This window comes from Agromyces mediolanus, assembly GCF_023715325.1.
Lineage (GTDB): Bacteria > Actinomycetota > Actinomycetes > Actinomycetales > Microbacteriaceae > Agromyces > Agromyces mediolanus_A.
This window is the reverse complement of record NZ_JAMBNX010000001.1, coordinates 24,482-49,695: the sequence shown is the minus strand read 5'-3', so window position 1 is coordinate 49,695 and position 25,214 is coordinate 24,482. Positions and strand designations below refer to the sequence as shown.

The window sequence follows — 25,214 nt, the reverse complement described above, 5'->3', positions numbered from 1 at the left end:
GATTCACCGCTCGACTGGCGCGCCGCAACCGGGCTGCCCGGTTACTCCTCGTCGCGCTCCCAGGGCCAGCGCGGCCGTTCCATGCCGCCCCGCCGGCCGCGTGCGACGAGCACGGCGACCGCGGCCGTGACCGCCGCGCAGAGCGGGATCAGCAGCCCGAACCAGCCGAGCCCGAGCACCACGGCGAAGCGAAGCCCCTCCCCCGGGTCGCCGGTCGAGGAGACGATGCGGCCGATCGCGGCGACGAGCACGAAGGCCAGCCACGAGCCGAGCGCCGCCAGCACGACGGTCGCGGCCATCCGCTCGGGGCGGCGCAGGCGCACGCCGAGCACGAGGAGCACGACGAGCACCGCGACACCGACCGCGACGGGCGCCACGAGCACGCCGACCTCTCGATCGCCGACCACCTCGAGGTCGGCGAGGAGGCTCACGAAGCCGAAGCCGCACACCACCAGGGCGAGATCGAGCGCCGCCGCGAACCCGGCGACCACCCAGGCGTCCCGTGCGCGCTGCTCCATGGCTTCGAGGCTACGCGCTCGACGCGCGGGCCGCGTCGGGCTTGCGTCGCCGCGAGGCATCCGCTCCGCTCAGCCCTGCTCCCAGCCGGGGAAACCGGCGCAGCCGTAGGCGAGGCGGATGAAGCCGTCGGTCTGGTCGGTGAGGATCGCGTACGACTTCGCCGCGTCGCCGTGCTCGACGGCCTCGCGCATCTGCTCGAGGTTGCGGAGCGCGGTCGGGATCCACTCGCGGAGCGCACCCTCCGGCAGGGCGGCCGGGTCGTCGGCGAGGATGCCGCGCACGACGCCGATGGCGCGCAGCAGCTCGGGCTGGTCCTGCGCCCGATAGGCCGCGGACATGCTGATCGCGACAAGCTCGGTGACGGGCTGGCGCAGGCGCTCGCAGCGCTCGGCGAGAGCGTCGGCCATCAGTTGCCGCCCGCCGGCCGGTCGAGGTCGAACTTCTCCAGCGGGGTGCGCACGCCGTCGCGGAACGCGCCGAGGCCCGCCTCGAAGTCGACCGCGGACCCGACGAAGAGCACCGTCTCGTCGGGGGCGACGTAGATCTTGCCGCCGCCGCGGACCGCGTGCACGAGGCAGACGCCGAGGCCGTCCGGCAGTTCGACGACGTTCAGCTGGGCGTCGGGGGCGAGCTTCTGGAAGAGCGCGCGCCCCACCGCGACGAGGCGCTCGTCGCCCGAGACATCCGCCGCCCCGTCCGCGGTGTCGGCCGTCTGCAGGTGCCGACGCACCTCGGGCTGGCCGGCGAGCTGCGCGATGACCGCGAGGTGCTCGTAGAGCCCGGCGCGCTGCAGCCGCTCGGGGTCGGGCGAGCCGCCGAGGGCGAGCAGCGGCACGAAGCCGTAGCACTCCTCGAAGCCGGGAACGCCGTCGCGGTCGCGGGCGGCGGGATAGGGCTGCCACTCCCAGGCGACGTCGCGCTGCGCCGGGTCCTCGATCAGGGCGACGAGCTCGTCGAAGCTCGCCCCCTCGAGGAGGTCGATCGCGCCCCAGCGCGACTTGATCACGAGGAAGAGGCCGTTCACGTGCAGCACGAGGTCGCCGAGGGCGGTCGTGAACAGCACGGTGCTGCCCTCGGGCAGCCCGAAGACGCCCTCGAGCATCGCGGCCGCGCGGGCCGGGTCGACGAAGCGGAAGTAGCCGTCGCCGACGAAGCCGGCGCCCTGGGTGCGCCAGAGCTCGGCGACCTCGGCCGGCACGCGGCCCGCGAAGGCGGCGATCGTCTCGTCGGAGATGGGGGCGACCGGGTCGAAGCTCCGGAACCTCGTCATGCGGGCCTTCCTCTGGTCGGCGCGCACCGGTGCGGCGCGCGGGATGCCTCGGGGCGCCTGCCGCGGCGGGAACGCCCGCGACCGGTCACCCCGGGAAGTCTATCGAGGCTGAGCCCCCGGGCCATGGGGAGGGCTCCCCATGCGCGACATCCGCATCAGCCCTGCCGCGTCTGCCCCGGGGGCGCGCCTACCCGCCTGCCCGCCTGCCCGATTCGTCACGATCCGAGGGGGTCGCATTCCGACAGGCGGATGGCGGTCGGACGACGCCGGTGTCGGAATGCGACCCCCTCGGGGCGGGCGGCTGGGCTCGAGAGCGCGGGCGCGTGCGCGGCGAACAGCGTGTCTGCCAGATCGCTACTCGCCCTGCGCCGGAAGATGCGCGCGTCCCACGAACGGTTCGACGAGCACCGCATACTGCTGCTCCGTCAGCGTGCCCCGTTTCAGAATCGCGCGCGCCGTCGTCGAGATCGCGGCACGTGCGTCGGAGTGGAGCCCGGTCAGATGCGCGTCGAGTTCGTCGGCACGCGGCAGCAGCGCGGCACGAATCCGATGATCCAGCGCCGAATTCTCGCTCGCCGAAGGAACCGCCGCCCGACTCGCTTCCTTGCCGCCCTCGGGGCGCAGATCGACGAGGCGGTCGAACGCCGCCTCGAGCTCCGCGGGCGGGAGCCCCGCCGCCTCGTCGACGAAGTTCGTCGTCACCTGATCAAGCATGGTCACTCCACTTCTCGGTCGGGGCTGCGCCTAGCTCAGGAAGGGGATGGGGGCGACGAACTTCCCCGGGCTGGTCACCGGCACCGCAGGCTCGGCACGTGCGGCCGCAACGGCTGCGGAAACGGTGGCGAAGAGCTGATCCAGCGCGTCTCCGGACGGGCGCGCCTCGCTCGGCTCCCGCTCGACGTCGAGCTCCTCGAGCATCACGAGCCGGAGCCCCTCAGCCTGAATCGAGCCGAGCCCGAGCAGAGTGGTGCCCGGCAGCAGCACGATCTCTTGCTCGACTTCGTGCCGGGACAGCTGGGTGAGATCGCGACCGCTCACCGCGACGAGGCAGTACAGAACCGAGGTCGAGAAGTTCTCGCTGGCGACCCGCGGCGAGCGGGAACTGGCGAGCACTCCCGCGAGCGTGCCGCCCTCGGCGGCTGCATCGTCGTCGCCGCCATGGAAACTCACCCCGGCGACCGGGGGAAGCTTCGAGAACGCGGCCAGGATGCGATCCACCGAGGAGGACATGGGGCCCCTTTCGTTTCCAAAGAATTCTGTCATAGCGGGTCAGCGGGCCGCTCGGAGCTCGGCGGCGAGCGTCCGCAACTGTTCCGCTCCCTCCACGGTCTGTGCGAGGGCCTCGGGCAGGGCGGCGGAGCCGTGCACGGCGCCGAGCAGATTGCCGCAGATGGACCCCGTCGAGTCGCTATCGCCGCCGTGCGCGACGGCGAGGGCGAGCGCGCGCCCGACCTCGTCGGGCCCCGGATGGCTCAGCGCCGCGTAGACCGCGATCGCGAGCGCCTCCTCGGCGACCCACCCCTCCCCCAGCGCCTCGAGACGGTGGCGGCTCGGCCGAGCGAGCCCAGCCGCGAAGATCGCACCTCGCAGCGCCGCGTCGGTCTCCGCGCCGTCGAGGGGATCACGAAGTCGCAACTCCGCGAGCACCAGCCCGAGCGCCCCGGCGAGGCCGTGTCCATCGACGAGCAGCCGGACGAGCATGGCGAACGCGCCAGCCGAGGTGGCCGCACTGGGGTGGCCGTGGGTCAGACGTGCTGTCGCGGCCGCAGCACCGTACGCCTGCGCCGGTGACCAGTCCAGGATCAGCCCGAACGGGGCGCTCCGCATCACCGTGCCGCAGCCCTTGCTGTCGTTCGCGGCATCCGCGACCCGATCGGCTCGAGCCTCGGCCGCCACCCCAGCGAGGGAGCTCATCATGGTGGCGCCGGGCGCGCGGCGCACAGAGAGCCACGGCTCGGCGGCGAGCCCTCGGGCGTCGCCGGCCGGCGACGACGCGCACTGGGTTCGGTACCACGCGAGATTCGCCCCGTGGCCGGCCTGGCGCACCGCGGCCGCATCATCTCCGGTCCTGCGCGCGAGCGCCTCAGCGGTGAACATCGTCAGCTGCGTGTCGTCACTGATCGCGCCGAGGGGCCCCGCACCGGGCCGGATGAAGCCGCCGCCGGCCTCTGCCAGCCGCCGCTCGGCCGTCGCCCCGTCATCGAACTCGATGGGGAAGCCGAGGGCGTCGCCCACCGCCCCGCCGAGCAGCGCCCCGACGATCCGGTCATCGGCGTTCGCGGGACCCTCGAGCCCGGCTCGCCGGTCGGCCGCGCGCATCTCCCCCGCTCGTGCGATGAGCTCTGCAGGTGCGACGCCGCAGGCCCAGGCGAGCTCGACGGCGTCGCCCGCGTCGACGACGAGCGGCCCCCACCCCAGCTCGTGCGCGTCCGCAGGAACGAGTTCGATCCCGCCGCCCCGCGGCACGCGACGAAGCTGCAGCGGTTCGACCGCCCCGTCCGGCGTCGAGACCCGGCCCGGCCACCGGCGAGACAGCAGCAGCCACAGCACTGCGGACGGCGCGAAGCGGTGCGGGGAAACGGCGATTCGGCGCTCGACGCCGATCCTTCGCTCGATCAGATCCGCGTCATCCATCCCGAAACGAATGATGAGTTCGAGTCGCTCGTCGAGCGCGACCGACGCGGTGAGCGGCTCCGGGAACGACACGGTCTCCGGCCCGTCGCCGGCGAAACCGAGCACCGCATCGATGACCGCCTGGATCCGATCGCCGATCACCTCGCGCGGACGCCGGGCATCGCCGTCCAGTCCGAGCCACTTCTCGACGTTCGAGCGATGTCCGAGCTCGAGCTGGCGCCGCGCAGCGAGCTCGTCGAAGGCCCGGAGACCGAAGGACTCGGTCCCGTCGGGCATCACGCGGTGATCTCCTCGACGTCGATCTCCCAGACCTTGCCAACGAGCTCCTTGCGCGTCACCAGGAAGCGCGTGCCCCGCTGGAACAGAATCTCGGCCTCGCTGCGGTACTGCGACAGCTGACCGACGTCGACGCCGCTCTTCGCCGTCACCTTCAGGTGGATGCCGCCGCCGGCGCCGAAGCCCTCCGCGACGGCCCCGCTCGTCGAGGAGCTGAGGAACGCCGGGTCCGACCACGGCAGGCCGAGCTGGAACTGGTCGAGCAGACCGGGGAAGAGGCGCATCCCGCGATGGGTCACCCCGGGCATCGGACGCAGCTTCGACAGGCCATCGGTCGTGGCCGTGATGCGCTGCTCGAGCGCCGGGACGTCGGCCGGCGTGGAGAGGTCGCGCAGATAGCCGTTCATCTCGTTGTACGCACCGGTGGTGTAGTCGTAGATGCCGAGCACGTCGCCGGCATCGAGCGCGGGGTACGCAGCTGCGACGTCATCCGCCCACGCGTCCAGCGAGCTCGCCGGGATCGAGTCGGTGTACGGGTCGCGATAGGCGTCGTTCACCGCGCTGAGGTCGGGCATCGGTGCCGTACCGGCCGGGGTGGCCGGGGCGGGCAGTCCGGTATGCGCCGGGACGTGGCTCGGCGAGGTGCCGGCGCCGGTGCCTCCCGGCGTCGAGCCGGCGGCGCCTGCGCGGCCCTGGGGGGCGTCGGTGCCGCTCGGTGCATCGACCGCACCCGTGCGCGCGGGCGTCGGAGCCGGCCCCGACGTCACGGGCTGGGCCGCGCCGAGCGTCGCCTGCGGCGCGGTCGCCCCGGTCTCGAGGTTCCTGGCGCCGAGCTGGACGTTGAGCTTGATGTGCGCGCGCAGCGAGGGATCGATCTTGCGCACCGCACCGGCGACGTCGGCGCGCAGATCATCGATGCGACGGCCGGCCCACCCGGCGCCGAGCGCGCTGTTGATCGGCGAGTGCCCCGCACCGTCGAAGCGGTCAGCGCGGCCACCGGCAACCTGGTCGGGACCGTGCAGCACCGCCGGCTTCGGGTAGACCACGCGCACGTGATTGGCCGTCATGGCGTCGAGCGCCGACTGCTGCAGCCCCTTGGCCACGCGGTTGTTGCGGTCGTAGAAGTTGACGTTGTGCTGCCACTCGGTCACGGTCAGCTGGTTGAGCCCCTGCTGCTGGAGGCCCACCTGCCGCTGGAACTCGTCCCAGTCGTGGTTCGGGTTCTTGCCGACGTTCGGGTCCTTGCGGTCGAACGCGTCGACCGTGATGGGGTTCTTCAACGAGTAGGAACCGTCGGGGTTCGCGACGATCGGCGAGTTCGGCTGCGCGGCGAGGGCGTCGAGGCGATCCCGGATCTCCGGCGTCAGCTCGGGGATGTCGTAGCCGTTGTACGTCGTGCCGGGGCCGGCAGAGCCGTCGGACGGGTGCGTCGCCGGAACGGTCGCCTTGCTCGTCCAGCCGGAGCCGTCCCGATCGGAGTCGGTGACGTCGATGCCGTCGGCGCCGTCGGCGCTCGAGCCGTCCGCGTCGGCGCCGGTGCCGTCGGGCGCCTGGTGCGTCGTGGGCGAGGCCTCGGCGGGCAAGCTCGAACCCGCCTCCGGCGAGCTCGTTCCCGCCTCCGGCGCGGTCGGCGCGCTCGGCGCGGTCGCGGTCGGGTTCGCGGCGTCCGGCGTGGTCGGGGCCTTCGGCGCGTTCGCGTCGGGCTTCGCGTCGGTCGGCTTCGTGCCGTCCGGGTTCACCACGTCCTCCGGGCGCACCGAGGCATCCCAGTTCGTCGCGTTCGGCTCGTGCGGCGGCCACGGCGAGCGCGTGCCGTTCTGCGCGTCGAGCGACCAGACCGTGTCGCCGTCGAAGTAGGCGTTGAACCAGTGCCCGGCGTCGCCCGCGCGGTCGATGCCGACGACGCAGTGGGAGCCCGGGCCCATCGCCCGCAGCGTCGACTCGATCTGCTCGGGCGTCACGGTGGTCTGCGGGTTGCCCGTGCGGGCCTCCATGTCCGGCGTGCTGAGGGTGCCGGTGGATGCCTCGGCGCTGTCGCGGCCGTTCAGGAAGTCGTTCAGGTTCGCCGAGGTGTTGCCGCAGTTCGTGGCGTAGCCGTTGGCGGGGTCAGAGGGGTCGAAGTTCGGGTTGATCTCGTTCAGCGCCTGGTCGATCTCGTCGATCGAGCGCTCGGAGCTGTTGTTCGACGGGGCCTGGTCGGGCTGCTGGCCCTCGGGCTGCGAGCCGTCGCCGGCCTGGCCGGTGCCGTCGCCGCCGTCGGCTGCCGACGCGTCCGGCTGCGAGCCGTCGACGTTCGTGCTGCCGTCGGGGGCACCGTGGCCGTTCGAGCCGTCGGCGCTCGGGGCGTCGGGCTTGCCGCCGTTCCCGTTCGGGGAGAAGAGCGAGGGCTTCGAGAAGAGCGAGGGCTTGCCGAGCAGGGTCGCCGCACCGGCCGCCGCAGCGGCACCGCCGGCGGCCGCGGCCTCCTCGGGGGCGATCCCGTCGGCGTCGCCGTCGGTCGCGCCGTCGCCGTCGGCGGGTGCGCCGTCGGTGTCGGGTTGCGTGGCGTCCGCGTCGGGCTGCGTAGCGTCGGGCTGCGTGGCGTCGGGCTGGCCGCCGTCGGCGTGCGTCGGAGCGCTGCTGTCGACCGAGCCGGCGTCACCGGGCTTGGCCGAAGCGGCGGCACCGGCCGCGGCGGCACCGGGCGCGCCGTTGCCCTGACCGTCGCCCGCCTGGCCGTCGGCCGCGGGAGCGTCGGCGGTGCCGGGCGTGCCGGTGTCAACGCTGCCCGACGTACCGGCGTCGGCGGTGCCGGGAGTGGTGGCATCGGGCGTGCCGGGAGTACCGGCGTCGACCGTGCCCGGAGTCGTGGCATCGGGCGTGCCGGGAGTACCGGCATCACTCGTGCCCGGGGTGCCAGCGTCGACGGTACCCGGGGTGCCGGCGTCGACCGTGCCCGGCGTCCCGCCGTCCGCAGTGCCGGGCGTGCCCGCATCCGCGTGACCCGGCGTCCCGCCGTCAGCAGTGCCAGGCGTGCCCGCATCCGCGTGACCCGGCGTGCCACCATCCGCAGTGCCCGGCGTGCCGCCATCCGCGTGACCCGGCGTCCCACCGTCCGCAGTGCCCGGCGTCCCACCATCCGCAGTGCCAGGCGTGCCACCGTCGCCGCCCGCGGTGGGCACGTCGACCGAGCCGCCGCCGTCGCCTGCACCGCCGCCGAGGTCGCCGGGGGCCGACGGTGCGTCCGTCGGGAGGTCGATCGAGCCGCCGCCGTCGCCCGCACCGCCGCCGGCGTCACCGCTGCCGGGCGTCGGGCCGTCGCTCGGGATGTCGACGCCACCGCCGCCGTCGCCGGCCGAGGTGCCGGCGTCACCGGCGCCGGGCGTGGGGCCGTCGTTCGGGATGTCGACCGCGCCGCCGCCGTCGCCGGCCGTCGCGGTCGTCGAGTTGCCGCCGCCCGGGGTCGGCGTGTCGGAGCCCGGCACGGTGACCGCGGGCAGCGTCGAACCGTTGCCGGGGCCGCTCGGAGCCGAGGGGCTGGAGGGCCCGCCGTGGCCGCCCGGGCGACCCGCCAGCGCACCGCCGAGGAGCGCGCCCGCCGCGATCGAGCTGAGCGGGGAGAACGGCGTGCCGTTCAGCCCGGACTCGGCGAGACCGGAGGCGAGCCCGTCGACCGCGCCGCCGCCGGTTTCGACGGCGATATGGGTGACGCGCTGCATCGCGCCGGGGTTGATGCGGTTCGTGAGCCGGCCCGCGGCTCCCGACACGGTGCCGCCGGCCGCGCCGCCCGCCGCCGAGGCGAGGGCCGCGTTCAGCACGTTCTGCGGCTGGTAGTTCGGGTCGAGCGCGCCGCGCACCTGGTTGAAGGAGGCCGTCGTGATCGCGCTCGCGAGCCCGGCCGAGAGGGCCTCACGGGCGACGCGGATGCCGCCGCGCACCGCCATGCGAGCGGCGCGGAGGGCCGCCATGATGAGGCGGCGGAGCTTCTGGCAGAGCGCGGCGATCTTGATCGCCCAGCGCGTGACGGTGAGCATGATCTTCGCGGCCATCGCGGCCGCGCCGGCGCCGAAGGTCACCGCGCCGAGGAGGGCCCCGATGCCGATCTCGAGGGCGATCTCGATGGCCATCTGCGCGATGAACCAGCCGATCTCCTCCCAGGCCTTGTCGACGGCGTCGATCATGCCCTGCGCGAAGCCCGCCATCGAGTTCGCGCTCTCGGAGAGCTTGCCGAAGGAGCTGCCGAGCGAGGTCTGGCAGCGGCGGATGTTGCTCGCCTGCGACGGCGGCAGCGTCATCGAGGACACGTTCACGAAGGCGGAGCCGACCTCGGACTTGGCGGAGGTCATCGCCTGCGCGAGGCTGCTCCACGCCTGCTGGGCGGTCGAGAGCTTGCCGCGGTCGGCGGAGGGCAGCACCACACCGAGGGTCGCGAGGGCGTCCTTCAGGAAGTCGCCGAACTCGCCGAGCGGCCCCTCGGGGCCCTTGCCGAGCGCCGTCGGCACCGAGGCGTGCGGGTCGTTCACGACGGCGGTCTCCTCGGGGATGCTCGAGGAGGAGGCGGGCTTGAAGGCGCCGACGAGCTGGGCTCCGTCGTAGGCGCGTCCCGTGTTGCCGAGCGCGGCGTCGACGATGCGGAGGGCGTTCGACATGCCCTGGACGGCCTTCAGCAGGTCGACGGCGTAGGTGTCGTAGCCGGGCTCGCCGTCCTGGCCCTGCGCGAAGACCTCGGCCGACTCGTCGTCGCCGGCCATGCCGCCCGTGCCACCGAGCGCCGACTCGCAGGCGCGGGCCGCCTGGGAGGCCGAGCTCGCGATCGAGAACAGCGCGGTGCCGTCGGCGGCGAGCCGTGCGGCGTCGAGGCGGACCTGCGTCATGAGTGCACTCCCGGTGGGATCGGATGGTGGATGTCTGGGGCTGACCGGGGCACGCGGAGCGCGCCGCGCCGGTTCAGCCGCTCAGGCCGTTGGCGAGGTTGCTCCAGGCCCCGTCGAGGGTGTCGATGGTCTCGGTGTAGGCCTGGTGCGCGCCGGAGACCTGGTCCTGCAGGCCTTCGGCGGCCTGGGTCATCGCCTCGGCGCCGAGCTGCCACTTCTCGAACATGCCGATGAAGTTCGCCATGGCCGGGCCCTGCCACTCGGCGGGCAGCATGTAGGCGAAGCCGCTCGCGCCCTGCTTCAGGGCGGAGCAGTACGTGACGAGTTCGCCGAGCATGTCGGCGAGCGCCTTCAGCTCGGTCGTGTCGGCCTGCTGCTCGCTCATGCGCCCGTTCCTTCCGCGTCCGCGGTGCCGACGACCGGCACCTCTCCGATCTCGACCGCCGCGACCTGCGGGGTGATGGCCGGCTCGCCGTCGGCGCCGAGGCGGAAGACGCCCTCGCCGATCGAGTCGTCGTCTCCGTCGCCGTCACTGTCGCCGGAGCCGCCACCGGTGGCCTGGCCGCTCGTCTTGCGCGGACCGAGGGCCCCGCCGCCGAACTGCTCGACCTCGTCGTCGCCCGCGTAGTCGCGACCGAAGAACTCGGCCATGTCCTCGGCCTTCTCCTCACCGCTCGCGACCCGCTTGCCGAGCTCGCCGGTGCCGGAGCGCATCGCGGTGAGCGCGGGGGCCCGGCCGGTGAAGGTGCGCTGCACCCCCGACTCGTTCTGCGTGTACGAGCCGTCGGCGGCGATGAGTCCGGCCTGGAGCGCCGCGAGCGACTGCCGGACGAAGCCGGCCGTGGTCATGAACGTCGCCCAGCCTTCGGAGAAGCTCTCGGCGTCGTCGCCCTTCCACGTCACGTCGACCGTGCGCTTCACCTGCGCGTCGACGGTCGACAGGTTCGTGTCGAACGTCGCGAGCACGGTGCCGAGCAGCGCGGCGACCTCGCTGAGCGCCGAGGCGCGGACTCTGAACTGGACCACCTGGTTCCCTCCCGACCGGATTGGCTCCGCGGGCGGGTGCCCGCGGAGCCGTCAGCGACGGATGTCAGCCGTTGAACGTGCCGGCGATGGCGTTCTCGCTGTCCTCGTAGGACAGCGCGGCCTGGTTCAGCAGATCGCTGATGCCCTGCAGCGACTCCTTCAGCTGGAGACCGGCCTGGTCCCACTGCGAGTACAGCTCGTTGAAGCTCTGCGACGCGGTGCCCGACCAGTCGCCCGAGATGAGCCCCTCGACGAGGGACTTCAGGTTGGACAGCTGCGACTCGATCGACTGCGAGCCGCTCGAGAGCTGACCGGCGACCCCGGCGAGGGAGTCGGAAGTGACGCGGATCTCCGCCATGGTTTCCTCCAGATTTGGCTGGTGTCGGGGGCCGGACGGGGATGTCCGTTCCCGGCGCGTGCCTCACGTTACCCGGAGTCGGCGCGGATTCCGATGGGGAGAACTCCCCGTCCACCGCTCCCCCGGACTGGGTACAGTCGTTCTCGCCGCTGTTCTCCTCGCGAAAGGCCCCGCCGTGCGCCCCTCCGACGCCACCCTCGCCGCCCTGCCGGAGTCGTTCCGATACGCCCGTTCGACGACACGGACCGTCGTGTTCTCGGTGCTCGCCGCCGTCGCCCTCGTCGCGCTGGTGCTCGTGCTCGTGAACTTCGGCGCCATCCGTGACGACGCGAGCGAGATGACCGGCCGGCGCTCGGGCCTGCGCGGCGTCGTCGCGCCGACCCTCGTCGTCGTGTCGGCGTTCTTCGCGGTGCTGTTCGCCTGGTTCGCGATCGGCGGCTCGCACCGCTGGGTCCGCGTCGACACCGGCACGGCGCTGTCGGGCCGGCACTTCCTCGCCACCGGCGGCCAGGCGGAGGCGGAGGCGCTGCACGCCCGCTTCGCGACCGGCGATCCGGCCGTGTACCTGCCGGTGCCGAATCACAAGAAGGGCGACATCCGCCTCTCGATCTACCTCGCCGTGCCCGACCGCACGGCGTACGTCACGGTGCGGCTCGGCAAGGAGCCCGGGGCGAGGGGGCTGCCGCTCATCACGCTGCACGACCGCGCGTACGTGCAGCTGAAGCGGCTCGGCACGGGCGACCTCGTGCGCCCCTCGGCGTCCGGTGTCGTCGACCCGTTCCTCCGCGGCTGATGGACGTCCCGGTCGGCCCGGCCCGGTTCGTCGCCTGGCCGGATCCCGCGAAGGCGGCGTCCGTGCCGCGCTGGAACCGCGGATTCATCGTCACGGGCGCCACCCTCGTGGCGCTCGCCGCCGCGGGCGTGGTGGCGCTCGTCGTGACCGGCTTCGGCAGTTGGTTCACGATCGGGCTCGTCGTGGTCTTCGGGCTCACGGCCTGCGGCCTGCTCGTCACGAGCGTGTTCCGGGGGCGGATGCTCCGGCTGGTGCTCGCGCCCGGCTGGCCGGTGCTCGTGGTGACCGGCACGGGCGTCGCGACCGGCGGACTGCCCGAGATCCCCTGGTCCGAGCTCGCCTTCATCGGCGTGCTGAACGACCGGCCCCGCACGGCGAGACTCCGGGCCGTGCCGATCTTCGGCCAGGCCGGAGGGCTCGCCCTGAAGGCCGGGAACGGGACGGTGCTGTGCGAGCTCGGCGTGCGCGACGGCGAGGCGCTGCGCCGCCACATGAGCGATCGGGGCGCCGCCTCCCGCATCGGCCTCTACGGCCGCTGGCCCGACGGCGCGAGGCGCGGGCTCGTGCCGGTGCTGCTGGACGCCGTGCTCGCCGACGAGGTCGCCGCGACCGCGGTGCAGCTGCTGCTCGCCGAGGCATCCGCCCGAGGCATCCCGCACGCGCTCTTCGAACAGGCGCTGCCGTTCACCGCGTGGAAGGGCCCGCTGCTCGACCCCGCGTGGCCGAGCGCCGAAGCGGGCTGACCGCCGAGGCGGGCTGAGCTGGCGCTACGCCGCCTGGATGACGAAACTGAGGTCGCCGAGCCAGACCGTGTCGCCCACGGCGGCGGGCACCCGGGTGCCGGCGCTCTCGAGCTCGATCTCACGGCCGCCCCGTTCGAGGCGCGAGCCGTTCGCCGAGCCGGCGTCGCCGACCGTGATGCCGCCGCCCGCGACCTCGAGGAACAGATGCACCCGTGAGACCGAGCGCGTGTCGTCGAGCACCTCGACGGCGCGCGCGCCCATCGCGAGCGCTGTGTCGGCCGGCTTGCGGCCGACGACGGCCGCACCCTCCACGACGACGCGCTGCCCCGTGGAGAACAGCAGTTCGACGCGCTCGACGGCGGCCGGGGCCGCGGTGGGCGGCGCCGGCATCGTCTCGACGCGCGGGGTCTGCTGCCACGGCAGCGAACGCGGCAGCGGCACCGGCTCGACGGGTGCCGCCTGCACGGGCGCCTGCGCGACCGGGGTGGCGCTCGGGGCCGGCTTCGCACCGGCGAACGGCGCGGGCACGGGCGGCGCGCTCTGAGCCTGAGGGATCAGCTGACCGCACGAGAGGCAGTACATGCTGTTCGGCTCCAGCGTCGCATCGCAGTACGCGCAGCGGGCAGAGGCCACTCGGATCATCCCCTTCTCGACGGGCTCGGGCCCGATTCCCCCGGGTCCAGCCCGGCCAGTCTACGTGCGCCGGAGGGCGCCTACTGCCGAATGTCCGGCACCCGCACCGGCAGCCAGCCGGCGGGGGTCGTCAGCACCGCCGTACCGGGGGTGCCCCGGCCCAGCATGAACTTCGGCACCGGCGTGCCGATCGCCTGCGTGCCCATGATCGTCGACTCCGGGCGCAGCAGCAGAGCGCGGCGCGAACGCTTCGCCTCGACCACCGGGCCGCCGAACAGCGTCGAGAGCGACTCGGAGTCGGCCGCGACGATGAAGGTCGCCCGGTGCTTCGCCCCGGTGAGCGCGTGCTCCAGCGGCGCGTTCTTGTACTGCTCCGCGTCGTCGACGACGACGGTCACATGCTCGCCCGCCGCATCGAGGATGGGGTCGAGCTCCGCCGGGGTGAGGTCGCCGCCCGGCACCACCGGGATGCTGTGCGCTCCGGCCACCTCGGTGAGGATCGACTCCCGGCTCGAGACCACGACGAGCGGGGTCTTCCGCCAGGCGAGCTGATGCACGATCGCCGCGAGCGCCGAGGAGCGGCCCGACTTGCGCGGGCCGGTGACGAGGAAGCCGCCGTCGGCCGGCCAGTCGAGCGTGAACCGCGACAGCTGGTCGCCGCCGACCGCGACCACGGGCCCCTCGGCCGGGCCCGAGTCGCCGAGCGGCAGCTCGTACGCCGCGGTGAGCGCGTAGTGCCCCGGCAGCGGGTCGACGCGGAACGGCGACGGCAGGGCCTGCAGCTGCGGGAATTGGTCGTAGTGGTCGCGCACCTGCTCGACGATGCGGCGGAGCGCCGTGGTCTGCGCCTCGCCGCTCGTGTCGCGGCTCAGCACCGCGAGCTGCGCCTCCGCACCGGCGGCGCCGAAGAGCACCCGGCCGGGGGCCAGGTCGAGCGGGATGTCGCGGGCGAGGATGCCGGCGGTGCGGTAGTCGGCGATGTCGCGCATCGGCAGCACGTACTGCTCGTCGATGAAGGCGATCACCTTGTCGCCGGTGATGCCCCGGTCGCCCGTGAGCAGCACCCGCACCCCGACCGCCGGGCCCTCGCGGAGCACCCGCATGAACTGGTCGCGGAAGGTCACGAGCTGGTCGGGGTTCATCGTGGAGAGCATCCGCTCCCACCCGTCGACCGCGATCACCGCGTAGGGCAGCCGGGTCTCCGGCGTCGACTGCGCCCGCTGCTCCGAGATGTGCCCGACGCCGGCCGCGGAGAGCACGGCCTGCCGGCGGCCGAGCTCCTCGAGCAGTCGCTGGACGAGCCGGGGCAGCCGGTCGGCGTCGAGCTGCGTGACGACGGCACCCGTGTGCGGGGCGTCGACGAGCGGCAGCAGCGCGCCGTTGCCGAAATCGATGACGTAGAGGTGCAGGTCGGCGGGCGAGAACTCCTGCACCAGCTGACCGAGCATGGTGCGCAGCGCCGTCGTGCGGCCCGACATGGCGCCGCCGAGGAAGAGCACGTGCGAGCCCTCGTCGACGCGCCAGGTGAGGCTGCGCTGCGACTGCTCGCCGGGCACGTCCTCGAGCCCGAGGACGATCGACTGCTCGGGGATCGCCTCGTCCTGGAACTTCTCGAGCGGCAGCACCGCGGGCAGCGGCATGAGCCACGGCGAGGGGTTCTTCGGCACGCCGAGCTGCACGGTCGCCGCCGTGATGAGGTTCACGATCGCGCGCAGGTCGGTGTCGTCGTGGTCGGTGTTCTGCGCCTGCGTCGAGACCGGCTTCGGATAGCGGACCGGGTAGCCGAGCTCGTCCCACTCGAGCGGCGCCTTGCGCGGCAGCACCTTCACCTGGCGCTGCACACCGGGCCGGATGCCGGCGACGCGGGCCGTCTGGAACGGCGCCGGGGCCGACGCGGGCCCCGTGCGCACGTAGCCGCGACCCGGCGTCGAGGCGCTGATCAGCGCCGCCTCGCCCGAACCGAGGATGTCGGCCGAGTCCGCGCGGTCGGTGACCCGGAGCGCGACGCGCAGGTTGATGTTCGACTGCATCTCGGGCGTGACGACGCCCGAGGGCCGCTGCGTCGCCAGCACGAGGTTCACGCCGAGCGAGCGGCCGACGCGGGCGATGCGGACGAGGCCGTCGATGAACTCCGGCAGCTCGGTGCGGAGCTCCGCGAACTCGTCGATGACGATCATGAGCCGGGCGAGTCCGCGGCGGGCGGCCGTGTCGGCGTCCTTCGCCCATGCGGAGTCCACGTCTTTCGCGCTCATGTCGCGGAGCACCTTCTCGCGGCGCTTGAGCTCGGCGTCGAGGGAGGCGAGCGCGCGCTCCGTCTCGCGGGCGTCGAGGTTCGTCACCATGCCGACGGTGTGCGGCAGCCGCTCGCAGTCGGCGAAGGCGGAGCCGCCCTTGTAGTCGACCAGCACGAAGTTCAGGGCGTCCGGCCGGTTCGCCATCGCGAGGCTCACGACGAGCGCCTGCAGGAACTCCGACTTGCCGGAGCCCGTGGTGCCGGCGACGAGTGCATGGGGGCCGTCGCGGGAGATGTCGATCGCGAACTCCCCCTCGCCGGTCGCGCCCACGACGACGAAGGTGTTGCGGGGGTGGGTCGACCAGCGGCGCACGAGCGGCTCGGGGTCGTCGAGATCGAGCTTCATGAGCTCGGCGAACCGCACGGCGGTCGGCAGCATGGCGTCGTCGCCCACGCCGCTCACGTGCCGCAGCGAGCACAGGCTGCGCGCCAGCCGCTCGCACTGCGCGGTCGACAGCCCGTCGACGAGCACGATCGGCCAGTACTCGGCGCCCGTCTCGACGCGCGCCATCGCCGGGTCGCCGTGGTCGATCGCGACGACGCTCTTCGCCTCCTCGGGCAGCCGGGCCCGTTCGGAGTCGAGGGCGACGACGTGGATGCCGTGCGCGGCACCGTGCTCGAGGAGCGGCACCATGCCGGGGAGCATGCGGTACTCGCGCGCCCCGTCGACGACGACGAGCACATCGCTCGGCGGCTCGGCGCCGCGCTGCCCGGACAGCCGCATCCGCTGCTCGAGCATGACCCCCAGCTCGCGCACGCGCTCGCGCCGCGTGTCGTCGGTGTTGCCGATCGCGGCCGCGGCCCCGCCACCGGCGGCGTGCGGGAGCCACTGCACCCACGACCAGTCGGGGGCGGCGTCGTCGGGGCAGACGACGACGAGCTCGGCGTCGCGGGGCGAACGGAGGGTCACCCAGCTCGCCACCACGGAGCGGGCGACCGAGCGCACCGCGTCCTGCGGCCCGGCGATGCCGAGCGGTCCGGTGCGGAGCTCCGCGGCCACGGGGGCGGGCGAGACGCCGACGCGGCGGGCCTCGCCGCGATCACGGCCGCCGCCCTCGAAGCGCACGTCGAGCGCCACCTCGGCGACGCCGACCCGCATCGAGAGCGCGTCGACGTCGCTGCGGCGCCGCTCCCAGAGCCGGGAGAGGGGGCGGGTCGCGATGTCGAGGATGACGACCGGGTCGGGGAGGCGGTACCAGCGCTCGATGCGCTGCCGCTTCGCGAGCTCATCGATGCGGCGCTCGGCGAGGCGGACCTCCTCGATCCACTGCTGCTCGGTCTTCACGCCCTTCTTCTTCGCCAGCTTGCGGTTGGTGAGGAAGGAGCCCACCACCATGATCGGGCTCGCCGCGGCCATCAGCAGCATGATCGGACGGCCGAAGACGACGGCCATCGTCACGCCGAGGACCACCGGGATGATCGCCGACAACCAGGGCAGGGGCGACTGGTCGGGGTCCTCCGGGCGGTCGCCGGGGAGTGGCACGACGGGCTGCTCCGCGGCGGGCCGGATCCGCGAGGGCCGGTTGAAGCCGCGGTCGCCGAGGGCGTCGCGAGTGAGGTCGGCGTCGGCCGCCGGCGCGATGCCGAGGCGGACGACGCTGCTGCCGAGCTGCACGAGGTCGGCCGGCACGATGGGCGTCGCCCCCTCGATCGGCTGCCCGTTCACCCAGACGGCGGCGCCCGGCGCGGGCTCGACGGTCGCGCCGAGCGGGGCCGGCCGGCCGTCGGCCGAGACGCCGTCGCTGATCGTGAACGTCGCGTGGGTGGGCTGCAGCGCGCCGTCGGCGATGGCGAGGGTGGCGCCGGGGGCGCTCCCGACCGTCACGGCCGCGCCTCGGGCGACGCCCGCGGTCTCGCCCGCGAAGGGGCCGCCGACGAGCTCGAGCCGGAGCGTGCCCGGTTGCAGGGACCCGTCGCCCGTCGCGGGCAGGGTGGCCCCGGAGAGCAGGGTGCTCTCCGCGAGCGGAGCCGCGGCACCGGCGAGCGGGTCGAGCGCCTCGCTCGGCAGCCCGAGGGACTCCGCGACCTCCCCGACGGTGGTCGCCTCGTCGACGTCGAGCGCCCAACTGCCCGCGGCGTCGGCGCTCGCGGTGCGATCGATCGTGAGTCTCAGGCTCATGGCGTGCGCCTCCAGCGACTGGTCATCGGGCCCCCACACGGTCGAGGGTGGCCAGGAGCGGGGCGAGCAGTCCGCTCGCCCCGGTGTGGTCTTCGACGGGCCGGCGGGGGACGATCGCGCTCGCGACGCCCTGCTTGCCCTGCTCCGGCTTCGCGATCGGCGCGGTGCCGGGGCGCAACGTCGCGGCCTCGGCATCCGTTCCGGTCGTCGCCTCCGCCGGGACGAGCGTGACCGAGGCGAGCGCCTGATCGCCGCCCGCGCTCGCGAGCTGCACGGCGAACTGGTCGGTCGCGCCGTCGCCCTGGTACGTGATCGTGCCGTCGGCCTCGCAGCGGAGCTGCCCGCGGATGGCGGTGCCGCAGCCCACGAGCACGAGCTCGTCGTCGCCGAGCACGAACGCGAGCCGGTCGAGCGAGAGCGCCGCTCCGCCCTCGTCGAGCGCGACGACGACGTCGGTCGTGACGAGCGGGGCGCCCCGCGGGCGCAGGACGGATGCCTGGAGCACCCCCTCGGGCGACCAGGCGCCGTAGTCGTCGGCGAAGCGGTAGACGAGCTCGGCCGGGCCCGTGTAGCCCTCGGCTGCCCGGAAGACGAGGTGGGTCGGGGTCGCCCAGAGCGAGCCGGCCTGTGCGGGGTGCACGGCGACGGCACGGAGGCGCCCGCCCGCGTCGCACACCGCGCACTCGACGCCGAGCTCCGAGATCGGCAGTCGGAGCACGGTGCCCGCGGCCGTCGGTCGCACGGTCCGCCCCGGGTCGACGTTCGGCGTCTCGGGCGGCTCCAGGCTCACCCGGTACTCGGCGACCGTGGTGATGCGTCCGTCGGTGAGCGGGACCGGCACGACGACGGTCGAGGCGTCGGGGTCGTACTCGGGCGCGGCGAGGGAGACGCTGCGCTCGTCGCAGCCGACGACGAGCGGGCTCGCCTGTGACGGCACCCCGCAGTCGGTGATGCGCCACGGCGCCGCGACGTCGATCGTGGTGCTGCCGAGGTACGGGATCGCGACGTCCCCGGAACCGGCCCCCGCGGGAGCGGCACCGGCGGCCCCGGCCGGGGTCGCGAGCGCGAGCGATCCGAGGGCGGCGAGCAGCATCGAACCCGCGGCGGCGCCGAGCCGTCGTCGCGTGCTGCCCACTCCGGTCCCCCTCCTGCGCGTGCCCCGTTCGGGGCAGGCGCACCGATATAGCATGGTACGCGGTCGCGCGGCCCGGCTGGGCCCGCTGCGCCGGACCGAGCCGTTCGACCCCAGGGAGCCGAGATGACCGACCGCACGCCGCCGCCCGCCGCGGGGTCGGCCGCGCTCGGCCAGCCCCAGGCCGCGACCCGTTCTGCCGGCCATGCGCGCGCGCTCGGCAGCGGGGCCTCCGTGCTCCCCGAGCTCGCCGAGGCGCCGCCGCGCACCCGGCGCTGGTGGCTGCACCCGGCGTTCCTGGTCTCGGTCGGCCTCACCTTCCTCGCACTGGCCGGCGCCCTCGCCTGGTGGATCGTGTCGATGGCGACCGACTCCAGCGTGCGCGTCGACGGCCTCAGCGCCTCGGTCGAGTCGGGCAACCTGCGGCTCGACTGGTCCGGCCCCGACGCCGACTACCAGCTCTTCGTCGTCGACGGCGACGGCGCGATGGCCGACCTCAGCGGGCTCGTGCGCGGCACCGAGGCGTGGATCCCGGCCGCGGCCGGCCTCTACGACGACCGGAGCTGCTTCGTCGTGCGGCCGGGCGGGACCGAGGACGAGGTCTCCCTCGACGCCGCCACCCTCACCGGGCAGCGCGGCGCCGGCGTCTGCGCCGCGGACGCCTCCTCATGAGCCGGGCCGACGCTGCGCGGCCGACGGGTCGCCGCCACGGCATCCGCGCCGCGCTGCTGCTCACCCTGCCGCTGCTCCTCGTCGGCTGCTCGGCGACGCCGCCCCTGCCGACCGCGCCGCCCGGCGTCGACACCGAGTCCTTCGACGGCGCGAGCGGCAACGGGCTGTGGCTCGTGCCCCGGGCCGAGCTCGCCGACCGGATCCTCGACGCGGTGCGCGGCGGCGGCACGGTCGCGGTGACGGGCACCGTGCACGAGTTCGTCCCCTCGGAGGAGGGCGAGCTGCTGCCCGGGCGCACGATCACCGTCGACTACGCGGGGCGCGCCGGGGCGTTCCGGGCGACGCTCGCGGCCGACGGGGTGTCGACGTCGATGCTCGTCGACGAGGGTCGCACCGCCGTGCGCGGCGACGCCGGTTTCGCCGCCGCGAGCGGGCGCCCCGAGCTCGTCGACGGCGTCTGCACGGTCGGCACCGACCCCGCGGTCGCCCAGTGGGCGCCCTTCAACGATCCCGAGGCGCTGCTCGCCGCGGTCCTGTCCGAGGCGGAGCTGTCGGTCGCCGCCCCGAGCGGCGACGGCGAGACCCTCGCCGTGCAGATCGGCGCGAGCGACAGCCGCGCCGGAGTGCTCGTCGTGGACCGCTACGGCCCGCCGCTCCCCCGGGCGCTGACGCTCGCCGAGACCGACGGCGACGCCGAGCTCAGCTTCAGCGACTGGGGCGCCGAGCTCGAGCTCGGTACCGCGGCCGCCGAACTCGGCTGCGACTGAGCAGCCGGCCGCCGCCTCAGCCGCCGCCTCAGCGCAGCTGGGCCTGCGGTCCCGCCGCGATCTCCCGGTCGTAGGCCTCGAGGGCGAGCCGGTTGCGCTCGGTCACCTTGCGGCCTCGGGCGGCGATCCAGCCGCCGAGCCAGATCGGGATCTCCCGGGCGATGACGGCCGCGACGATCGCGAAGGGGTCGAGCCAGCGCTGGGCGACGAACCCCGGCACGTCGCTCGGCGTGATCGTCCAGGCGACCGACCAGAGCGCACCGCCCACGTACGAGAAGTACACGGCGGCGGCCACGAGCAGCCCGAAGACCGCGTACGTCCACCACCCGCCCTTGTTCACGATCGCGGCGAGCAGCGCGAAGCCGAGGAAGAACACCGCCACCGGCACCCAGAACAGCTGCTTCGCCGCGAACTGGGTGAGCTGCTCGGTCGCCCCGCCCGCGTCGCCCTGGCTGAGCAGCAGCAGGTAGGCCGCACCCAGGTAGAGGGCGGCGAACAGCACGGTGCCGATCAGGGCGACGAGGATGCCGAAGCCGCGGTTGCCCTTCGCCTTCGGCGGCTCCGGGGCCTGCACGTAGACGGTCTGCGGGCCGCCGGCCGGAAAGCCGGGCTCCGGGGCGAGCGTCGCGGCACCGGCCGCGGCACCGGCCGCGGCGCCCGCCGGCACGTAGGTCTCGCGCCGCACCGCATCGGCCGCGACGGGCTCGGGGTACTCCTCGACGGGGGCGTCCCCACCGGGGACCACGCCCGCCCGCTGCACCGCGGCGTCGAGCCTCGCGTTCGCGTCGAGCTCCTCGCTCGCCGCCTCGGGCTCCTCGATGACCCCGGGGGCCTCGCCGTGGACGGCCGGGGCCTCCTCGGGCCGGGCCGCAGCCGCAGCCGCTGCCGCCGGGGCCACCTCGGGCGCGGAGGGGGCGGAGGCATCCGCGCCGGGCGCCGCGACCGGCTCCGGCAGCACCGCCGTGGGGTGTTCGGTGTCCGCGTCCGTCGCTGCGGGCGTCGCGTCGACGTTCGCAGCCGCGTCGTCGTCCGCGCGCGTCTGCTCGTCGTCTCCGGGCGTCGTGCTCGTCATGGTCCGCTCCCTCCGGGCACCCCGTGTGACCGATTCGGCTCATGCTAGCGCCGAGGCGGCGCCGCCCACGGGAAGCGCGCGGGAGACGCCGAAGGGCCCCGGATTCCTCCGGGGCCCTTCGGGTTCAGCGCGTCACGCTCAGCTGTAGTTGCCGGGCGTGAAGTCGTCGCTCGAGAACGCGTCGAAGTCGACGAAGCTGAGGTCGCCCTCGTTGAACGACGCGTCGTCGGCGAAGATGCGGTTCGGGTAGCGCTCCGCCTTCGCCTCCTCCGTCGCCTCGACCGTGACGTTCCGGTACTTCGGAAGGCCCGTGCCGGCGGGGATCAGCTTGCCGATGATCACGTTCTCCTTGAGGCCGACCAGCGGGTCGCTCTTGCCCTCCATGGCGGCCTGCGTGAGCACGCGGGTCGTCTCCTGGAAGGACGCGGCCGACAGCCACGACTCGGTCGCGAGCGAGGCCTTGGTGATGCCCATGACCTCCTGGCGCGCCGAGGCGGTCTTCTTGCCCTCGGTGAGCGCCGCGCGGTTGATCCCGTTGTACTTCGAACGGTCGACGAGCTCGCCGGGCAGCAGGTCGGTGTCGCCGTGGTCGACGACGGTGACCTTGCGCAGCATCTGGCGCACGATGACCTCGATGTGCTTGTCGTGGATCGGCACGCCCTGCGAGCGGTACACGTCCTGCACGCCGTTCACCAGGTGCTTCTGCACCTCGCGCACGCCCTTGACCCGGAGGACCTCCTTCGGGTCGACCGTGCCGACGATGAGCTGCTGGCCGAGCTCGACGTGCTGCGCGTCCTCGACGAGCAGCGTGGAGCGCTTGAGCACGTTGTACGTGATCGGCTCGTCGCCGTTGTCGGGCGTCAGGATGACCTTGCGCTGCTTGTCGGTCTCGTCGATCGTGATGCGGCCGGGGGCCTCGACGATCGGCGACGCGCCCTTGGGGGTGCGGGCCTCGAAGAGCTCCTGCACGCGGGGCAGACCCTGCGTGATGTCGTCGGCCGAGGCCGAACCACCGGTGTGGAAGGTACGCATCGTGAGCTGGGTGCCCGGCTCGCCGATGGACTGGGCGGCGATGATGCCGACGGCCTCGCCGATGTCGACGAGCTTGCCGGTCGCGAGCGAACGGCCATAGCACTTCGCGCAGACGCCGACCGCCGACTCGCAGGTGAGCACCGAGCGGACCTTGATGGACTCGACGCCCGCCGCGATCAGCTTGTCGATGAGCACGTCGCCCACGTCCTCGCCGGCCTCGGCGACGACCTCGCCCTTGGCGTCCACGGCGTCGGCCGCGAGCGAACGGGCGAACACGGAGTTCTCCACGTTCGGGTCGCGCACGAGCTCGCCCGAGGCGTCGGTGAGGCCGATGGGCAGTTCGAGGCCCTTGCCGGTGCCGCAGTCGTCCTCGCGGATGATGACGTCCTGCGAGACGTCGACGAGACGACGGGTCAGGTAGCCGGAGTCCGCGGTGCGGAGCGCCGTGTCGGCCAGACCCTTGCGGGCACCGTGGGTCGCGATGAAGTACTCGGCGACCGAGAGGCCCTCGCGGTACGAGGAGATGATCGGGCGAGGGATGATCTCACCCTTCGGGTTGTTCACCAGGCCTCGCATACCGGCGATGTTGCGCACCTGCAGCCAGTTACCACGGGCGCCCGAGGTCACCATGCGGTTGATGGTGTTGTCGGTCGGGAAGCTCTCCTGCATGGCCTTGGCGACCTCGTCGGTGGCCTTGGTCCAGATCTGGATGAGCTCCTGGCGACGCTCGAGGTCGGTCGTGAGACCCTTCTCGAACTGCGACTGCACCTTGGCGGCCTGCTTCTCGTACTTCGCCACGATCTCGCCCTTGCTCGGCGGCGTGATGATGTCCGAGAGCGCGACGGTCACGCCCGAACGGGTCGCCCAGCGGAAGCCGGCGTCCTTGATGCGGTCGAGGGTCGCGGCGACCTCCGTCTTCGGGTAGCGCTCGGCGAGGTCGTTGACGATCGCCGAGATCTGGCCCTTGCCGGCCTGCTTGTTGAAGTACGGGTAGTCGACGGGCAGCGCCTCGTTGAAGATCGCCCGGCCGAGCGTGGTCTCGAGCAGGAACGACTTGCCCGGCTCGAAGTTCTCCGGCTCCTGGCCCTCACCGAAGTGCAGGCCCTCGAGGCGGATCTTCACGACCGCGCCGAGGTCGAGCTTGATGTCGCCCGGACGGTTCTGGTCGAACGCGAGGATCGCCTCGGCGATCGACGAGAACGCGCGGCCCTCGCCGGCGGCGCCCGGCTTCTCGGTCGTCAGGTGGTGCAGGCCGATGATCATGTCCTGCGAGGGCAGGGTCACCGGACGGCCGTCCGACGGCTTCAGGATGTTGTTCGACGCGAGCATGAGCACGCGGGCCTCGGCCTGAGCCTCGACCGACAGCGGAAGGTGCACGGCCATCTGGTCGCCGTCGAAGTCCGCGTTGAAGGCGGCGCAGACGAGCGGGTGGAGCTGGATGGCCTTGCCCTCGACGAGCTGCGGCTCGAACGCCTGGATGCCGAGACGGTGCAGCGTGGGCGCACGGTTCAGCAGCACGGGGCGCTCGCGGATGATCTCCTCGAGCACGTCCCACACCTGCGGGCGCGAACGCTCGACCATGCGCTTGGCGGCCTTGATGTTCTGCGCGTGGCTCAGGTCGATGAGGCGCTTGATCACGAACGGCTTGAAGAGCTCCAGCGCCATCTGCTTGGGCAGACCGCACTGGTGCAGCTTCAGCTGCGGGCCGACGACGATGACCGAACGGCCCGAGTAGTCGACGCGCTTGCCGAGCAGGTTCTGGCGGAACCGGCCCTGCTTGCCCTTCAGCATGTCGCTGAGGGACTTCAGGGCGCGGTTGCCGGTGCCCGTGACCGGGCGGCCGCGGCGGCCGTTGTCGAACAGGGCGTCGACGGCCTCCTGCAGCATGCGCTTCTCGTTGTTCACGATGATCTCGGGGGCGCCGAGGTCGAGCAGGCGGCGGAGACGGTTGTTCCGGTTGATGACGCGGCGGTACAGGTCGTTCAGGTCGGAGGTCGCGAAGCGGCCGCCGTCGAGCTGGACCATCGGACGCAGCTCCGGCGGGATCACCGGCACCACGTCGAGCACCATCGCCGCCGGCGAGCTGCCGGTCTGGAGGAACGAGTTGACGACCTTGAGGCGCTTGATGGCGCGGATCTTCTTCTGACCCTTGCCCTCGGCGATCTGCAGGTGCAGGTCCTCGGCCTCGGCCGCGAGGTCGAACGACAGCAGGCGCTTCTTGATGGCCTCGGCGCCCATGTAGGCCTCGAAGTACATGCCGAAGCGGTCCTGCAGCTCGTGGAAGACCGAGTCCTCGGGCTTCAGCTCGCCGACCTTCAGCGTGCGGAAGTCCTCCCAGACGCGCTCGAGGTGCGCGATCTGCTCGTCGGCCGACTTGCGGACCTGCGTCATCTCCTTGTCGGCGGCGGCCTCGGCGCGCTTCTTGACGTCGGACTTGGCGCCGTCGGCCTCGAGCTGCGCGAGCTCCTCCTCCTTGCGCGCCATGAGCGTCGCGATGCGGGCGTCGCGCTGGTCGCCGATGGTCTTGATCTCGAGCCGGAGCTCGTTCTCGAGGCCGGGCATGTCGGCGTGACGGCCGTCCTCGTCGACATCGATCACCATGTAGGCGGCGAAGTAGATGACCTTCTCGAGGTCCTTCGGCGCCATGTCGAGCAGGTAGCCGAGGCGCGAGGGAACACCCTTGAAGTACCAGATGTGCGTCACCGGGGCGGCGAGCTCGATGTGGCCCATCCGCTCGCGGCGGACCGAGCTCTTGGTGACCTCGACCCCGCACCGCTCGCAGACGATGCCCTTGAAGCGGACGCGCTTGTACTTGCCGCAGGCGCACTCCCAGTCGCGGGAGGGCCCGAAGATCTGCTCGCCGAAGAGCCCGTCCTTCTCAGGCTTCAGCGTGCGGTAGTTGATGGTCTCCGGCTTCTTGACCTCGCCGTAGGACCACTTGCGGATGTCCTCTGCGGTGGCCAGGCCGATACGAAGCTCATCGAACGTCGTTGCGTCGAGCAATTTCTCTCCTAGATTCCTG

19 protein-coding genes are annotated in these 25,214 nt (G+C 73.3%); 4 read left to right on the top strand and 15 right to left on the bottom strand.

What is annotated here, in order from left to right; translation table 11 throughout:
- Positions 1-41: 41 nt before the first annotated feature.
- The 10 genes from M3147_RS00220 to M3147_RS00175 all read right to left on the bottom strand — a co-directional run bounded on the left by M3147_RS00220 (position 42) and on the right by M3147_RS00175 (position 10,936).
- On the bottom strand, positions 42-518 hold the full coding sequence (locus M3147_RS00220) for a DUF6121 family protein (protein WP_251201552.1): 477 nt from the start codon (positions 516-518) through the stop codon (positions 42-44).
- A 69-nt stretch (positions 519-587) separates the two neighbouring features.
- Positions 588-926: a hypothetical protein gene (locus M3147_RS00215; protein ID WP_251201551.1), complete on the bottom strand. Its 339-nt coding sequence runs from the start codon at positions 924-926 to the stop codon at positions 588-590.
- Positions 926-1,789, bottom strand: coding sequence for a T6SS immunity protein Tdi1 domain-containing protein (locus tag M3147_RS00210; protein WP_251201550.1), 864 nt, complete (start codon positions 1,787-1,789; stop codon positions 926-928). The genes M3147_RS00215 and M3147_RS00210 overlap by 1 nt, the downstream gene beginning before the upstream one ends.
- Positions 1,790-2,143: 354 nt before the next feature.
- Positions 2,144-2,509, bottom strand: a complete 366-nt coding sequence (locus M3147_RS00205; protein ID WP_251201549.1) for a hypothetical protein — start codon at positions 2,507-2,509, stop codon at positions 2,144-2,146.
- Between the two features lie 24 nt (positions 2,510-2,533).
- Positions 2,534-3,019, bottom strand: a complete 486-nt coding sequence (locus tag M3147_RS00200) for a hypothetical protein (RefSeq protein WP_251201548.1) — start codon at positions 3,017-3,019, stop codon at positions 2,534-2,536.
- Between the two features lie 39 nt (positions 3,020-3,058).
- Positions 3,059-4,699: an ADP-ribosylglycohydrolase family protein gene (locus tag M3147_RS00195; RefSeq protein ID WP_251201547.1), complete on the bottom strand. Its 1,641-nt coding sequence runs from the start codon at positions 4,697-4,699 to the stop codon at positions 3,059-3,061.
- Positions 4,699-9,552 carry a polymorphic toxin type 15 domain-containing protein gene (locus M3147_RS00190; protein WP_251201546.1) on the bottom strand — a complete coding sequence of 1,618 codons (4,854 nt, stop codon included), beginning with the start codon at positions 9,550-9,552 and terminating at the stop codon, positions 4,699-4,701. The genes M3147_RS00195 and M3147_RS00190 overlap by 1 nt, the downstream gene beginning before the upstream one ends.
- A 73-nt stretch (positions 9,553-9,625) precedes the next feature.
- Positions 9,626-9,937: a WXG100 family type VII secretion target gene (locus M3147_RS00185; RefSeq protein WP_251201545.1), complete on the bottom strand. Its 312-nt coding sequence runs from the start codon at positions 9,935-9,937 to the stop codon at positions 9,626-9,628.
- On the bottom strand, positions 9,934-10,578 hold the full coding sequence (locus M3147_RS00180) for a WXG100 family type VII secretion target (RefSeq protein WP_251201544.1): 645 nt from the start codon (positions 10,576-10,578) through the stop codon (positions 9,934-9,936). Before M3147_RS00180 ends, M3147_RS00185 begins: the two co-directional genes overlap by 4 nt.
- A 64-nt stretch (positions 10,579-10,642) precedes the next feature.
- Positions 10,643-10,936: a WXG100 family type VII secretion target gene (locus M3147_RS00175; RefSeq protein WP_056010942.1), complete on the bottom strand. Its 294-nt coding sequence runs from the start codon at positions 10,934-10,936 to the stop codon at positions 10,643-10,645.
- A 175-nt stretch (positions 10,937-11,111) separates the two neighbouring features.
- Between M3147_RS00175 and M3147_RS00170 the strand changes: the two genes are divergently transcribed.
- Both M3147_RS00170 and M3147_RS00165 read left to right on the top strand, forming a co-directional pair.
- Entirely contained in the window at positions 11,112-11,729 is a 618-nt protein-coding gene (locus M3147_RS00170) for a hypothetical protein (protein WP_251201543.1), read from the top strand.
- Positions 11,729-12,472: a hypothetical protein gene (locus tag M3147_RS00165; protein WP_251201542.1), complete on the top strand. Its 744-nt coding sequence runs from the start codon at positions 11,729-11,731 to the stop codon at positions 12,470-12,472. The genes M3147_RS00170 and M3147_RS00165 overlap by 1 nt, the downstream gene beginning before the upstream one ends.
- Before the next feature lie 24 nt (positions 12,473-12,496).
- Here M3147_RS00165 and M3147_RS00160 read toward each other — a convergent pair whose 3' ends face one another.
- From M3147_RS00160 to M3147_RS00150, 3 genes are all read right to left on the bottom strand, one after another.
- A complete protein-coding gene (locus M3147_RS00160) occupies positions 12,497-13,105 on the bottom strand; it encodes an FHA domain-containing protein (RefSeq protein ID WP_251201541.1) in 609 nt (202 codons plus the stop codon).
- Positions 13,106-13,185: 80 nt separating this feature from the next.
- Entirely contained in the window at positions 13,186-17,517 is a 4,332-nt protein-coding gene (locus tag M3147_RS00155; protein ID WP_251201540.1) for an FtsK/SpoIIIE domain-containing protein, read from the bottom strand.
- Between the two features lie 22 nt (positions 17,518-17,539).
- On the bottom strand, positions 17,540-18,652 hold the full coding sequence (locus M3147_RS00150; protein ID WP_251201539.1) for a hypothetical protein: 1,113 nt from the start codon (positions 18,650-18,652) through the stop codon (positions 17,540-17,542).
- Positions 18,653-18,775: 123 nt separating this feature from the next.
- Between M3147_RS00150 and M3147_RS00145 the strand changes: the two genes are divergently transcribed.
- Both M3147_RS00145 and M3147_RS00140 read left to right on the top strand, forming a co-directional pair.
- Positions 18,776-19,321 carry a hypothetical protein gene (locus M3147_RS00145; RefSeq protein WP_251201538.1) on the top strand — a complete coding sequence of 182 codons (546 nt, stop codon included), beginning with the start codon at positions 18,776-18,778 and terminating at the stop codon, positions 19,319-19,321.
- Positions 19,318-20,088 carry a hypothetical protein gene (locus tag M3147_RS00140; RefSeq protein ID WP_251201537.1) on the top strand — a complete coding sequence of 257 codons (771 nt, stop codon included), beginning with the start codon at positions 19,318-19,320 and terminating at the stop codon, positions 20,086-20,088. Before M3147_RS00145 ends, M3147_RS00140 begins: the two co-directional genes overlap by 4 nt.
- 28 nt (positions 20,089-20,116) lie before the next feature.
- Here M3147_RS00140 and M3147_RS00135 read toward each other — a convergent pair whose 3' ends face one another.
- A complete protein-coding gene (locus M3147_RS00135; RefSeq protein WP_251201536.1) occupies positions 20,117-21,160 on the bottom strand; it encodes a hypothetical protein in 1,044 nt (347 codons plus the stop codon).
- 138 nt (positions 21,161-21,298) lie between these two features.
- On the bottom strand, positions 21,299-25,195 hold the full coding sequence (rpoC, locus tag M3147_RS00130) for a DNA-directed RNA polymerase subunit beta' (protein WP_251201535.1): 3,897 nt from the start codon (positions 25,193-25,195) through the stop codon (positions 21,299-21,301).
- Between the last annotated feature and the right edge of the window lie 19 nt (positions 25,196-25,214).

What these genes read in the sequence shown, in the direction of transcription:
- M3147_RS00220 (WP_251201552.1), bottom strand. Translation starts at nt 518, where the DNA reads ATGGAGCAGCGCGCACGGGACGCCTGGGTGGTCGCCGGGTTCGCGGCG.
- M3147_RS00215 (WP_251201551.1), bottom strand. Translation starts at nt 926, where the DNA reads ATGGCCGACGCTCTCGCCGAGCGCTGCGAGCGCCTGCGCCAGCCCGTC.
- M3147_RS00210 (WP_251201550.1), bottom strand. Translation starts at nt 1,789, where the DNA reads ATGACGAGGTTCCGGAGCTTCGACCCGGTCGCCCCCATCTCCGACGAG.
- M3147_RS00200 (WP_251201548.1), bottom strand. Translation starts at nt 3,019, where the DNA reads ATGTCCTCCTCGGTGGATCGCATCCTGGCCGCGTTCTCGAAGCTTCCC.
- M3147_RS00195 (WP_251201547.1), bottom strand. Translation starts at nt 4,699, where the DNA reads ATGCCCGACGGGACCGAGTCCTTCGGTCTCCGGGCCTTCGACGAGCTC.
- M3147_RS00190 (WP_251201546.1), bottom strand. Translation starts at nt 9,552, where the DNA reads ATGACGCAGGTCCGCCTCGACGCCGCACGGCTCGCCGCCGACGGCACC.
- M3147_RS00185 (WP_251201545.1), bottom strand. Translation starts at nt 9,937, where the DNA reads ATGAGCGAGCAGCAGGCCGACACGACCGAGCTGAAGGCGCTCGCCGAC.
- M3147_RS00175 (WP_056010942.1), bottom strand. Translation starts at nt 10,936, where the DNA reads ATGGCGGAGATCCGCGTCACTTCCGACTCCCTCGCCGGGGTCGCCGGT.
- M3147_RS00165 (WP_251201542.1), top strand. Translation starts at nt 11,729, where the DNA reads ATGGACGTCCCGGTCGGCCCGGCCCGGTTCGTCGCCTGGCCGGATCCC.
- M3147_RS00155 (WP_251201540.1), bottom strand. Translation starts at nt 17,517, where the DNA reads ATGAGCCTGAGACTCACGATCGATCGCACCGCGAGCGCCGACGCCGCG.
- M3147_RS00145 (WP_251201538.1), top strand. Translation starts at nt 18,776, where the DNA reads ATGACCGACCGCACGCCGCCGCCCGCCGCGGGGTCGGCCGCGCTCGGC.
- M3147_RS00140 (WP_251201537.1), top strand. Translation starts at nt 19,318, where the DNA reads ATGAGCCGGGCCGACGCTGCGCGGCCGACGGGTCGCCGCCACGGCATC.
- M3147_RS00135 (WP_251201536.1), bottom strand. Translation starts at nt 21,160, where the DNA reads ATGACGAGCACGACGCCCGGAGACGACGAGCAGACGCGCGCGGACGAC.